11 protein-coding genes are annotated in these 11,631 nt (G+C 61.7%); 6 read left to right on the top strand and 5 right to left on the bottom strand.

Annotation, left to right across the window (positions count from 1 at the left end; genetic code table 11):
• Positions 1-69: 69 nt before the first annotated feature.
• Positions 70-2,097 carry an alpha-1,4-glucan--maltose-1-phosphate maltosyltransferase gene (locus tag IFT98_RS13605; RefSeq protein ID WP_192049237.1) on the bottom strand — a complete coding sequence of 676 codons (2,028 nt, stop codon included), beginning with the start codon at positions 2,095-2,097 and terminating at the stop codon, positions 70-72.
• Between the two features lie 208 nt (positions 2,098-2,305).
• Between IFT98_RS13605 and IFT98_RS13600 the strand changes: the two genes are divergently transcribed.
• The 3 genes from IFT98_RS13600 (at position 2,306) to IFT98_RS13590 (ending at position 6,038) form a co-directional block, all read left to right on the top strand.
• Positions 2,306-2,470, top strand: a complete 165-nt coding sequence (locus IFT98_RS13600) for a hypothetical protein (protein ID WP_192049235.1) — start codon at positions 2,306-2,308, stop codon at positions 2,468-2,470.
• A 99-nt stretch (positions 2,471-2,569) separates the two neighbouring features.
• Positions 2,570-3,985, top strand: coding sequence for a GntR family transcriptional regulator MpaR (mapR, locus tag IFT98_RS13595; RefSeq protein ID WP_192049233.1), 1,416 nt, complete (start codon positions 2,570-2,572; stop codon positions 3,983-3,985).
• A gap of 664 nt (positions 3,986-4,649) precedes the next feature.
• Complete coding sequence (locus IFT98_RS13590; protein WP_192049231.1) at positions 4,650-6,038, top strand: MFS transporter; 1,389 nt, start codon at positions 4,650-4,652, stop codon at positions 6,036-6,038.
• A gap of 52 nt (positions 6,039-6,090) precedes the next feature.
• On the opposite strand, the gene IFT98_RS13585 is transcribed toward IFT98_RS13590, so the two are convergent.
• Positions 6,091-6,633 (bottom strand): hypothetical protein, encoded by a 543-nt coding sequence (locus IFT98_RS13585; protein ID WP_446730833.1) that lies wholly within the window; start codon positions 6,631-6,633, stop codon positions 6,091-6,093.
• Between the two features lie 212 nt (positions 6,634-6,845).
• On the opposite strand from IFT98_RS13585, the gene IFT98_RS13580 reads away from it, so the two are divergent.
• The 3 genes from IFT98_RS13580 (at position 6,846) to IFT98_RS13570 (ending at position 9,050) form a co-directional block, all read left to right on the top strand.
• A complete protein-coding gene (locus IFT98_RS13580) occupies positions 6,846-8,141 on the top strand; it encodes an Nramp family divalent metal transporter (protein WP_122796999.1) in 1,296 nt (431 codons plus the stop codon).
• 311 nt (positions 8,142-8,452) lie between these two features.
• Complete coding sequence (locus tag IFT98_RS13575; protein WP_192049230.1) at positions 8,453-8,788, top strand: hypothetical protein; 336 nt, start codon at positions 8,453-8,455, stop codon at positions 8,786-8,788.
• 34 nt (positions 8,789-8,822) lie between these two features.
• A complete protein-coding gene (locus IFT98_RS13570; protein WP_192049452.1) occupies positions 8,823-9,050 on the top strand; it encodes a hypothetical protein in 228 nt (75 codons plus the stop codon).
• A gap of 30 nt (positions 9,051-9,080) precedes the next feature.
• Here the strand turns inward: IFT98_RS13570 and IFT98_RS13565 are convergent, their stop codons facing one another.
• The 3 genes from IFT98_RS13565 to IFT98_RS13555 form a co-directional block, all read right to left on the bottom strand.
• Complete coding sequence (locus IFT98_RS13565; protein WP_192049228.1) at positions 9,081-9,311, bottom strand: hypothetical protein; 231 nt, start codon at positions 9,309-9,311, stop codon at positions 9,081-9,083.
• A gap of 166 nt (positions 9,312-9,477) precedes the next feature.
• Complete coding sequence (locus IFT98_RS13560; protein WP_192049226.1) at positions 9,478-10,896, bottom strand: short-chain fatty acid transporter; 1,419 nt, start codon at positions 10,894-10,896, stop codon at positions 9,478-9,480.
• 59 nt (positions 10,897-10,955) lie between these two features.
• Entirely contained in the window at positions 10,956-11,612 is a 657-nt protein-coding gene (locus tag IFT98_RS13555; protein WP_185793227.1) for a 3-oxoacid CoA-transferase subunit B, read from the bottom strand.
• Between the last annotated feature and the right edge of the window lie 19 nt (positions 11,613-11,631).

Raw genomic sequence — 11,631 nt, 5'->3', positions numbered from 1 at the left:
CTCTGGAACGGCCGGACAACCTTTAGTGCCGCGTGAAACACGGTGTGGAGCGTATGACCGGGCGCTTGCCTACGGCTGTACGCGGGTGATCCTCCAGATGCCGAACGGTTGGTAGGCCGGGTCGATGCGCATGAACTGATTCTTCCCGTGCCACGTCCAGCGATGCCCGGTCATCAAGTCTTCGCCGTTGGTGGCCGCATCGTCGTCCAGGCCCAGCTCCCACAGCGGCAGCTCAAAATGGGCTTCCTGGACGTTGTGCGGATCCAGGCTCACTGCGACCAATACGTAGTTGCTGCGGTCAGCGGTACGCTTGCCGAAATACAGGACGTTGTCGTTGTAGCACTGAAAGAACTCGACGCCCAGATGAGTTTGCAGCGCCGGGTTCTGACGGCGAATCCGGTTGAGCTGGGCGATCTCGGCAATGATGTTGCCGGAGGCGGTGAAGTCGCGCGGACGGATCTCGTATTTCTCCGAGTCCAGGTACTCTTCCTTGCCAGGGATGGGCGCCGATTCACACAGTTCGAAGCCCGAATACATCCCCCACAGACCCGAGCCCATGGTGGCCAGCGCGGCGCGGATGAGGAAACCGGCACGGCCGCTGTCGTGCAGAAAGAACGGGTTGATGTCCGGCGTGTTGACGAAGAAGTTCGGTCGGTAGCAGTGCGCCCACGGTGCCTGATTGAGCTGGGTGAAATAGGTGGTCAGCTCGGGCTTGGTGTTGCGCCAGGTGAAGTAGGTGTAGCTCTGCGAATAGCCGACCTTGCCCAGGCGCGCCATCATGGCTGGCTTGGTGAACGCCTCGGCAAGGAACATCACGCTGGGGTCCTTGCTGCGGATATCGGCAATCAGCCATTGCCAGAACGGCAGCGGCTTGGTGTGCGGGTTGTCGACGCGGAAGATCTTCACACCTTCCTCGACCCAGCCCCACACCACGTCGCGCAGCTCGGTCCATAGGCCCGGCACTGCGTCGGCAGCGTAGAAATCGACGTTGACGATGTCCTGGTATTTCTTCGGCGGGTTTTCCGCATAGCGGATGGTGCCGTCCGGGCGCCAGCTGAACCAGCCTGGATGCTCTTTGAGCCACAGGTGATCCTGGGAACACTGGATGGCGAAGTCCAGAGCGATCTCCAGGCCGTGCTCGGCCGCGGCGGCAACCAGCCTGCGGAAGTCTTCACGTGTGCCCAACTGCGGATGAATGGCCTCGTGGCCACCCTCGGCGCTGCCGATGGCGTAGGGGCTGCCGGGATCGTCCGGGCCGGCCGTCAGGGAGTTGTTCGGACCCTTGCGGTGAGCGCGTCCGATCGGATGGATCGGCGGGAAGTACAGCACGTCGAAGTTCATGTCGCGAATCATCGGCAGACGGCTGTGCACGTCATTGAAGGTGCCGTGACGCGCCTTGTCATCGGTAATGGAGCGCGGGAACAACTCGTACCAGCTGGCGAACTGCGCCAGTTCGCGCTCCACATCCAGCGCATATTCGATGCTGGAGCAGAGGAACGCACGCGGATCCGCCAGGGACATCAGGGCCTGGGTGTCACGTTGCAGCAGCAGCGCTACCTTGGCGTCCTGATCGAGCCCCTGCAATTCATCATGCAGCTGGCGCAACTGCCGCGCCAGGGTGTCCTGGCTGCGGGCAGCGGCCTGTTCGAGGTGCACGCGACCTTCTTCCAGCTCGAGGTCGATGGTGACGCCGGCGGCGTATTTCTTTTCCAGTTCGTAACGGTAGCTGGCGAACTGATCGATCCAGGCGTCGATGCAATAGGCGTGGGTGCCGACGCCGTCGACGACCAGCTCGGCTTCCCAGCTGTCGTTGCCCAATTCGCGCATGGCGGTGCTGTGCCACGTGTCGCTGCCCGCCTCGTGCCAGCGCAGAACCACGGCCAGCTTGTCGTGGCCGTCGGCGTAGACCTTGGTGCTCACGGTGACCGTCTGGCCGACGATGGCCTTGACGGCGAACTGCCCACCGTCAATGACTGGCTGTGTGTCTTCGATCACGATCCGAGGCAACAGCAACGCCTGGGACAGGCTCAGCACGTGGTCTGGCGTCTGTTCGTCGGTCGCGTTCTGGTCCGCTTGGAAAGTCTGATCAGCCGTCATCGAGCCTCGCTCCTGTGCGTCACCTGGACGCTGTTGTGCTTGTGCAAGCGGTGAAGTGAACCGGGTTTGTCTTTCGCTTAGGTTCGGAGCCGGGGTGGCAGGGAAAGTTCATATGCTTTTGCACCCAGCAACGCCCTTCGAGGGACCGAAATGATGGTAGCCGGTGTCTATCACAGGCATATGTCCATTACCCACCAGAGGCCGTCCCATGAACCTTCCCCTTCCGCCTGGAACACCGGATCCGAACATCGACCAACCGAACCTGCCGCCGCCGGTGCCGCAGGACGATCCGGACGGTGTGCCCGTGCAACCGACCGTGCCGCCGACCCCGGTCGGCGACCCTCCCATCGACCCAGCCCCGATCCAGGCCTGAACCTGCAAGAGGTCACCGGCAGGCCATGTGCGCATGGCCTGCCGGCTGGGCGTGAGGCTGTGGCATAGTGCGGCCCTCGCCCATGGACCCAGGCCGGTCATGAAACGCTACGAGCAGTTTGCCCACCACATCGCCGAGCTGATTCGGACCGGCGTACTGAAGCCGGACGAGCGCGTGCCCTCCGTGCGGCATGCCAGCCAGACTCAGGGCGTCAGCCCTTCCACGGTGTTCCAGGCCTATTACCTGCTCGAGCGCCGCGGGATGATCCGCGCCCGGCCGCGTTCCGGGTATTTCGTCAATGCCCTGGCCGAACGGTCACTCGAGGAACCTACGGCGACACCGCAGGCGCTGGCTGAATCGACCGATGTCGACGTCAGTGAACTGGTGTTTTCCATCCTCGATTCGATCAAGGACCCCAACACCGTGCCATTGGGCTCCGCCTTTCCCAGCCCTGACCTGTTCCCCCTGCCGCGCCTGGCGCGCTCGCTGGCCAGTACCAGCCGAGCCATGCACCCGCGCGAAACGGTCACCGATCTGTCGCCGGGCAGCCCCGAGCTGCGCCGGCAGATCGCCTTGCGTTACAACATCGCCGGAATCAACCTCCCGGTCGACGAACTGCTGATCACCAACGGTGCACTGGAAGCCCTGAACCTGTGCCTGCAGGCGGTGACCGAGCCGGGCGACATGGTGGCCATCGAGGCACCGGCGTTCTACGCCTGCCTGCAGGTGTTGGAGCGGCTCAAGCTCAAGGCAGTGGAGATTCCCACCCATCCGCGCGACGGGTTGGACGTGGATGCCTTGGCCAACGCGCTGCAGCGCCTGCCGATCAAGGCGTGCTGGTGCATGCCGACGTTCCAGAATCCGATCGGTGCGAGCATGCCGGAGGCGCGCAAGCGCCAATTGGTGGCGCTGCTGCATGAACACCAAGTGCCTTTGATCGAAGACGACGTGTACGCCGAGTTGTACTTCGGCCAGCACGCGCCGCGCCCGGCCAAGGCTTATGACAGCGAAGGCTGGGTGTTGCATTGTGGATCGTTCGCCAAGAGCCTGGCACCGGGATACAGAATCGGCTGGGTCGCCGCCGGACGCTTTGCGCAGAAGGTCGAACGCTTGAAGATCATGACTTCGATCTGCGCTTCGGTGCCGGGTCAGGCGGCGATTGCCGACTACCTTCAGCACGGCGGCTATGATCGACACCTGCATCGGCTGCGCGACGCCCTGCAGGGTCAGCAGCACGCAATGATGGCGGCCATCGCCCGCTATTTTCCCGAGGACACGCGGGTGAGTCGTCCCGAAGGTGGGTATTTCCTGTGGCTCGAGTTGCCGGCGAAGGTGGATTCGCTGCAGTTGTTTCGTCTGGCGCTGGCGCAGGGCATCAGCATCGCGCCGGGACCGATCTTTTCCGCCAGCGGCCGGTTTGCCAACTGCATTCGTTTGAATTACGGCACACCGATGGGCAAGGCCCAGCTGGCGGCGATGCAGACGCTGGGCAATCTGGTCCGCGAGTTGGCCTGAGCCGCACGCGCAACCAGCGGCAGCGCATGACACACCGTGCATTGACAGATGTACCGCGGTGCCTTCTTCGCGGCCACTGACCGCTCCCACGGGGGATTTTGGGGTCTCGGCCTGACAGACGTACTGCGGCGGTCTCTTCGCGGTCAATGACCGCTCATACGGGGGATTTGGGGTCTCGGCCTGACAGACGTACTGCGGCGCTCTCTTCGCGGCCAATGACCGCTCCCACGGGGGATTTGGGGTCTTGGCCGACCGGGGGATGCGCTGGAACCCGGATCCTGTAGCAGCGGCGCAAGCCGCGTCCGGGAGCGCTGCACATCGGGCTGAATCAAAACCAAATGTGTGCGATCAGCGGCTACAATAGCAAGCAAGCTAGGCACCGATCGCGGCCGCGAGTGACCCGTTTCATGCACCGCTGCAAGGCTCTATTCCGGCACTGTCGGTTGAAACCCGACCGCACTTGGGGCAGTCTTGCACGCAGCCTGGGCGACGGACCTCCTCAACCCCGGCATGCGGCTGTATTGACACCTCTTCGGCACCACTGCTAAACATTAACTACCCAGTTAGTTTTGCCCCACTCCAGCCCATGCAATCCTGCCTGCGCAAGGGTGGAAACGAAGCCAACGGTTCCAATGCTTCATAATAAAAACAACGGAGACACAGCATGGCGCATGCTCAGTCAGAATCGCACGGCTCGCAGCAAACCAAGAAGGCCACCGCCAGCGGTTGGGTCGGTTCCGCTCTGGAATACTACGACTTCTTCATCTATGCCCAAGCCGCGGCGTTGATCTTTCCGCAGATATTCTTCCCCAATACCGACCCCAAGGTCGCCATCGTCGCCTCCCTGGCTACCTACGGCGTAGGCTACGTTGCACGCCCCATCGGCGCGTTCTTTCTCGGTCACTGGGGCGATACCCGCGGCCGCAAGAACGTGTTGCTGTTGTGCATGTTCCTGATGGGCTTCGCCACCATGGCCGTCGGCCTGCTGCCGACCTATAGCCAGGTCGGCCTCTGGGCACCGGCCATGCTGGTGGTACTGCGCTTGATCCAGGGCTTCGCGGTCGCGGGGGAGATATCCGGAGCCAGTTCCATGGTCCTGGAACACGCGCCGTTCGGACGGCGAGGTTTCTACGCCAGTTTCACCTTGCAGGGCGTGCAGGCCGGGCAAATCTTCGCCGCAGCGATTTTCCTGCCGCTGGCCTATTTCATGCCCGACGAAGCGTTCAACTCGTGGGGCTGGCGTATTCCGTTCCTGCTCAGTGCCGTGGTGCTGATCGCCGGCTACATCATTCGCCGCGAGGTCAATGAAACCCCGGCCTTCGAAACTCAGGAAGCGCGCGCCACCATCACCAAGTCGCCGGTCCTGGAGGCTTTCAAGCACAGCTGGCGGAACATGGGTCTGGTCATGTGCATGGCGCTGATGAACGTGATCCCCGTGGTCGCGACCATCTTCGGCGCCGCTTACGCGGTGCAACCGGCCTACGGCATCGGTTTCGCCAAAAGCGTGTACCTGTGGATCCCGGTCATCGGCAACATCGTGGCGGTATGCGTGATCCCGTTCGTGGGCAATCTGTCGGACCGGATCGGTCGCCGTCCGCTGATCATCGGTGGCGCACTGAGCTCGGGCATCCTGTCATTCTTCTACCTGTATGCGATCAGCGTGCATAACGTACCGCTGGCCATCGGCATGTCGATCCTGATGTGGGGCGTGTTCTACCAGGGCTACAACGCGGTATTTCCAAGTTTCTACCCTGAGCTTTTCGAAACCCGCTACCGCGTCTCGGCCATGGCCATTTCGCAGAATGTCGGCACGCTGATCACCGCTATGCTTCCGGTGCTGTTCGCCGCGATGGCCCCACCGGGCTCCGCCAACATCCCCATGGTAGTCGGTTCACTGGCCTTGGGTGTGTGCTGCATCGCAGCGTTGGCAGCGTTCTGTGCCAAGGAGACCTATCGCATCCCGTTGAACGAGTTGGGCAAGCCAGGCGCTGCTGCAGTGGACTCGCAGGCGTATGAGCGCAGTCGCCAGGAGGCTTTCAGTTCGGTGCGCTGATCTACCCCCGCATGACCCGAAGGCCCCTGCACGTGCAGGGGCCTTTTTCGTTTCAACCGCCTGGATTGGTGTATTGCGCATACACCGCAAACACACCCAGCATTACCCACAGCACGCTGAACAGAAACGGCGATCTCATCGAAAACAGCAGCGCCCCACGCCAGCGCTTCTCGTTCGACTCGCGCTCGCTGAACAACGGCGACTCATCATAGGCCGCGCCCATTGCCGGCTCGCTGTCCAACAGTTGGCTCTGCTTGAAATGCCAGTGGTCGATGATGTCGTAGGCCGAGCGGATGCCCGGCCAGGCATGCAGCGAACTGACCAGGCCAAACAGCGCCAGCAGCGGCGGCACCACGAGGGTGAATAACTTGCCCCATTCCGGGTTGAGGTTGGCCATGGACGAGGCATAGGCAATGACCAGGAACGACTGTGCGGACAGATAGGCGTCGGTGCGGTTGGAAAGAATGGATGTTTCGTACTGGATCTCCTTGCGGTAGAAGTCCAGGCGGTCCTTGGGGCTGCCGAACATCAGCACATCGGCTGCCGCGTCGGCTCTGGCAGGCGTCTGAGTGTCATCGACGATGATCTGCGACATGGCTGCATTCCTTTTGCGGTAAGGCTCATCGGAAAGCCTGCGGCGTAATTGGTTCAGCGCAGTCGATAGGCGGATGCTGTGGACGGCGAGGCAGGCGGAATGTGAAATATCCTCTTACACCTTTTTGCAACTTGTCAGGTCATATGACATCCTAACTCATGATTGAATGACCCCCTGATCCATCCACAAAAACAACAAAGGGAATTCACCCAATGACGAGTACCCACTCGATCGAAAAAAAGGCGGCCGCCCCCACGACCCGCATGGGACGCCTCGCCAAGATCATCGGACCGGGCATCATTGCCGTGCTGTCATGGCTGGGCGCCGGTGACCTGATCACCTCCTCCGTGGCAGGCGCCAACTACGGCTATGCCATGATGTGGGTGCTGGCGGTGTCGCTGCTGCTCAGATTCCTGATCGTCAACATCATTGCCCGCTTCCAGCTGTGCAACAACCAGGGCATGACCATCCTGCAGGGTTATGCACAACTGCACCCGTTCTTTGCCTGGTTCATGCTGGGCTACGCATTGATCATGGGCCACTTGACCAACGCCTACATGATCAAGGGCGCCGGCGAAGCATTGGCTACCCTGCTCCACATCAATCAGCCACTGCTGGCGTCCTTTGCCGTGGTACTGGGTGTGTGGCTGCTGGTGGGGCGCAACATCTATTCGCTCATCGAAGGCGTCATGAAAGGTCTGCTGGCCCTGATGACCCTGGCGTTCATGGCGCTGGCGATCATGTCCAAACCGGACGTGGGCGGCATCCTGGCCGGGACTATCGGCTTCAGCATTCCACCTGATGAAGGCGTGCATGGCGCGCTGCTGGTCGCGGTATCGGTCATCGGTGCGGTTGCCGGCTCCATCGCCAACTTCGTGCATCCCTACGTGATGCGGCAGAAAGGCTGGGTCGGCCCTGAGCACAAGCGCATCCAGCGTAACGACCTGCTGTTCGCGGTGTTCGTCGGCATCATCATCAACCTGGCCATCTGGGTGGTGGGCGCCGAAATCCTGCGTCCCAACGGTATCGAAGTGAAAACCCTGGACGACCTGGGTTCAGCGCTGCAGATGTTCTTCGGCACCGGCGGCTGGTTGATCTTCTTCGTCGGCGTGTTCGCCACACTGTTCGCCAGCATCGCCGGCAAGACCACTGCTTTCCCGATGCTGATCACCGATGCCTTCCAGCACATCCGTCCCGAGCGTCGCGAGAAGTACGGCAAGGAATTCCACCATGACCCGATGCACAAATGGTTCATGCTGTTCATTCTGGTCACGCCACTGGTGTGGTCGCTGCCAGGCATGCCCGACTTCGTGACCCTGACCATCGGCGTGAACGCGCTGAACATCATTGGTTTGCCGGTGATTTCCCTTGGCCTGCTGATCATGTCCAACCAGAAGAAGCTGCTCGGCAAATACCGCAACAACTGGTTCGAAAACATCGCGCTGGGCTTCGCCACCATCCTGGCCGTATGGGTCGCGTTCCAACTGGGCATGCAATTGCTGGCCTGATAGCCCCTCCCCCTGTGGGCGGCCGCCGGCCGCCCCCCACGTCCCGTACATTCCCTGTGGGAGCGGTCAATGGCCGCTCCCACTTTTTGTCCATGACATGTGAGAGCGGCACTGGTGGGAGCGGTACTTGTGGGAGCGGTCAGTGGCCGCGAAACAGTCACCGCAGTGCATCAGACACCCCACGTCGTCCTTTTCGCGGCCAATGACCGCTCCTACAAGGCTTCCAAAGTGTGCCGTTCGTCGGCATGCGGGCACCTATAACCGTACCTCATAGCCCAATGCATGAAGCATTCACGAACAAGGAGAGCTCCATGAAAAGCCAGAAATACATCACCACAGCATTGCTCGCAGGCCTATTGGCGGCTGCAGCCCTACCGGCCATGGCCGACAACAGCACCGGGCCGACCAACCCAGCCGCCAAGGGCACAGTGCCTTCAGCGGTAGGTGTGCCTACCGGTACCGGTACCAACATGCCCAATGGCAACACCGACGGGTCGGCCGCCCCGCGTGACGGCACCAGTACCCAGATCAAGCCGCAGAACACCGGCAACCCTGAAGGCAGCTCCATGGGCGGTGCAGTGACCAAGCCTGAGTCCGGTGCAATGGACAATGGTGACGGTACCGGTTCCGAAGGCGGCAAGCGCTGATCGGCCACGCATCCAGTCACAGCGGGAGAACACCATGAGCGAACACACACCTGCACCGAACCCGGTCGAGCGTGATACGGACAAATCACAGAGCAGCTTGCCCAACGATCCAGCGCTCGATCCCAAGCCTGACGAATCCGGGGATCCCACCACCCCGGAGGGGAATCGCTTCAGTCCCGATTTCAAATCGGAGCCCGAAGTCGATCCTGGTAGCGTGGGCACTGAAGAAACCGACGCCGACATCGACACTGCAGGCGGCTGATCAGCGCTTCCACGCCGCCTGAGGGTTCGCTCAGCGGCTGATGCGACTGCGCTCGTTGCGCACGTCGAAGATCAGCTGCCGAGCGACCTCCGAACTGATCAAGCCCTGCTCCCTGAACCCCTCGACCTTGCCTATGATCTGCACTGCTGCCTGATCCAGGTCCCTGGATGCTGCGGTATGCAGGTTGCGTATTTCCTGGAAAATGATCCGACTGACCTGTTCACCCTGGTCCGGACCCCTGCCCGCGCCGTTATCAAGCATTTCAAGATCTCCCTTCATCGGTTCACGATGGGTGGGCATCCAGCCCATATCCCATTCAACCTAGATGTGTACCCCGAGCGCTGGCTATTTCGCAATAGCCACCATGCAATCAATCGCTCGGCGGGAGCATATTCCCGATCAACGTAGTGCGCGGATCGGGCTGGGGTCAGGGTGCAACGGGAGGCACGTAGGCCAGTGTCGTTCCCAACGCCCAGAGCAGGAACAGCACCAGCGGCGCGTGCACCAGCAATTGCACGAACGAGAAGCCGATCAGATCCCGAGCCTTCAGGCCCAGCACGCCGAGCAGAGGCAGCATGTAGAACGGGTTGATCAAGTTCGGCAAGGCCTCGGCAGCGTTGTAGATCTGTACGGCCCAACCCAGATGGTATTGCAGCTCGTTGGCCACCTGCATGACATAGGGCGCTTCGATGATCCACTTGCCACCGCCCGACGGAATGAAAAATCCGAGCACTGCCGAATAGACTCCCATCAACAATGCATAGGTATCGTGCGAGGCGATCTGTACGAAGAAGGTGGAGATGTGGTGGGCCAGGGTCTGCGCATCGCCACCCTTGACCGTGGTCATGATGGCGGCGATCGAGCCGTACAGGGGAAACTGGATCAGCACGCCTGTCGTGGTCGGCACAGCCCGCGCCACGGCGTCGAGGAAGCTGCGCGGTCGCCAGTGCAGCAGCAGGCCCAGCATGATGAACAGGAAGTTATAGGTATTGAGCCCGGAGATGGCGGTGATCGCCGGTTTGGTAGAGAACTCGTGGAACAGCCACCCCGCAGCCAGCAACACCAGAAAGATGGTGATCAGCGGGCTGTATTCCAGCCACTCGCCAGGCCGGCTGCGCTTGTTCAGTGGCGGCAGACTGAAGGCCGGGTCGATGCCGCAGGCCTGGGCGTCCCGGGCAGAGTTGGGGCCCGGCGCCGTGGCGTAGGCCACCACCAGCGAGACCAGCACCAACGCCAGCAGCAGTACCCCCGACTGCCACAGAAAGATCGTCTGGGTGAAGGGAATCACGCCCGTGATCGACAGGATCGATGGTGGCAGGCTGGCAGGGTTGGCCTGCAACTGCGCCGCCGACGACGACAGCCCGAGCGCCCATACCGCGCCCAACCCCAGATAGGCCGCAGCACCGGCTGCACGGTAGTCCATGCGCAGGTCGGTCCGTCGTGCCAATGCCCGCACCAGCAGCCCGCCGAATACCAGCGACAGCCCCCAGTTGAGCAACGAAGCGACCATCGATATCAACGCCACCCAGGCCACGGCCGAGCGACCATTGCGCGGAATGCGCGCGAGGCGATCGATCAGCTTGACCGCAGGTGGCGAACTTGCGACCACGTAGCCGCCGATCACCACGAAAGCCATCTGCATGGTGAACGGAATCAAGCTCCAGAATCCGTCGCCAAAGGCCGTCGCGGTCGCGGTCGGAGTGCCGCCAATGGCCAGCGCCCCCAGTGCCACCAGCAATACCGCGACGGCGGCGAACACGTAGGAGTCAGGGAACCAGCGCTCGGCCCAGCTCGAACAGCGCAGGGCGAAGCGAGCGTAGCGGCTCTCTTCAAGTTGTGCAGACATGGTCGTGTTTCCCTTGTTCTTATAAGTATGAGATCGGCTATGGATGGTGCAGCAGGTGCTCAGAAGCTCATTTCAACGACGTCATCGGCAATGATCAGCTTGCCGGCCGTCTTCGCCTTGATTTCATCGATACTGACGCCAGGGGCACGCTCCTTGAGAATGAACGCGCCGTCTTCGATCTCCAGGTAAGCCAGGTCGGTGAGCACCTTGCGAATGCACCCGGCACCGGTCAGCGGCAGCGTGCACAGGGGCAGCAACTTCGACTCGCCATCCTTGGAAGCATGGGTCATGGTGACGATGATGTTCTCTGCGCCGGCCACCAGGTCCATCGCCCCGCCCATGCCCTTGACCAGCTTGCCGGGGATCATCCACGAGGCAATGTTGCCCTGCACGTCCACCTCGAACGCACCCAGTACGGTGAGGTCGACATGGCCGCCGCGGATCATTGCGAACGACTGCGCCGAGTCGAAGATGGACGCGCCTGCACGGGCCGTCACGGTCTGTTTGCCGGCATTGATCATGTCAGCGTCGACAGTGGCCTCGGTGGGGAATTCGCCCATGCCCAGCAGACCGTTTTCCGACTGCAGCATGACGTCGATGCCGGCCGGCACGTAGTTGGCCACCAGGGTAGGTATGCCGATCCCCAGGTTCACGTAGAAACCGTCTTGCAGTTCGCGCGCCACGCGCTGGGCCATCTGTTCGCGGGTAAGTGCCATTTGGGAAACCTCATGTGAA

Source organism: Pseudomonas sp. CFBP 8770, from assembly GCF_014841705.1.
In the GTDB taxonomy this organism is placed as follows: Bacteria; Pseudomonadota; Gammaproteobacteria; order Pseudomonadales; family Pseudomonadaceae; genus Aquipseudomonas.
Note: the sequence above shows the minus strand (reverse complement) of the source record. Positions and strands in the feature narration are given on the sequence as shown.

Coding starts and splice junctions, on each gene's coding strand:
- IFT98_RS13575 (WP_192049230.1), top strand. CDS start 8,453: ATGAAAAGCCAGAAATACATCACCACAGCATTGCTCGCAGGCCTATTG.
- IFT98_RS13590 (WP_192049231.1), top strand. CDS start 4,650: ATGGCGCATGCTCAGTCAGAATCGCACGGCTCGCAGCAAACCAAGAAG.
- IFT98_RS13560 (WP_192049226.1), bottom strand. CDS start 10,896: ATGTCTGCACAACTTGAAGAGAGCCGCTACGCTCGCTTCGCCCTGCGC.
- mapR (WP_192049233.1), top strand. CDS start 2,570: ATGAAACGCTACGAGCAGTTTGCCCACCACATCGCCGAGCTGATTCGG.
- IFT98_RS13565 (WP_192049228.1), bottom strand. CDS start 9,311: ATGCTTGATAACGGCGCGGGCAGGGGTCCGGACCAGGGTGAACAGGTC.
- IFT98_RS13585 (WP_446730833.1), bottom strand. CDS start 6,633: ATGTCGCAGATCATCGTCGATGACACTCAGACGCCTGCCAGAGCCGAC.
- IFT98_RS13580 (WP_122796999.1), top strand. CDS start 6,846: ATGACGAGTACCCACTCGATCGAAAAAAAGGCGGCCGCCCCCACGACC.
- IFT98_RS13605 (WP_192049237.1), bottom strand. CDS start 2,097: ATGACGGCTGATCAGACTTTCCAAGCGGACCAGAACGCGACCGACGAA.
- IFT98_RS13600 (WP_192049235.1), top strand. CDS start 2,306: ATGAACCTTCCCCTTCCGCCTGGAACACCGGATCCGAACATCGACCAA.
- IFT98_RS13555 (WP_185793227.1), bottom strand. CDS start 11,612: ATGGCACTTACCCGCGAACAGATGGCCCAGCGCGTGGCGCGCGAACTG.
- IFT98_RS13570 (WP_192049452.1), top strand. CDS start 8,823: ATGAGCGAACACACACCTGCACCGAACCCGGTCGAGCGTGATACGGAC.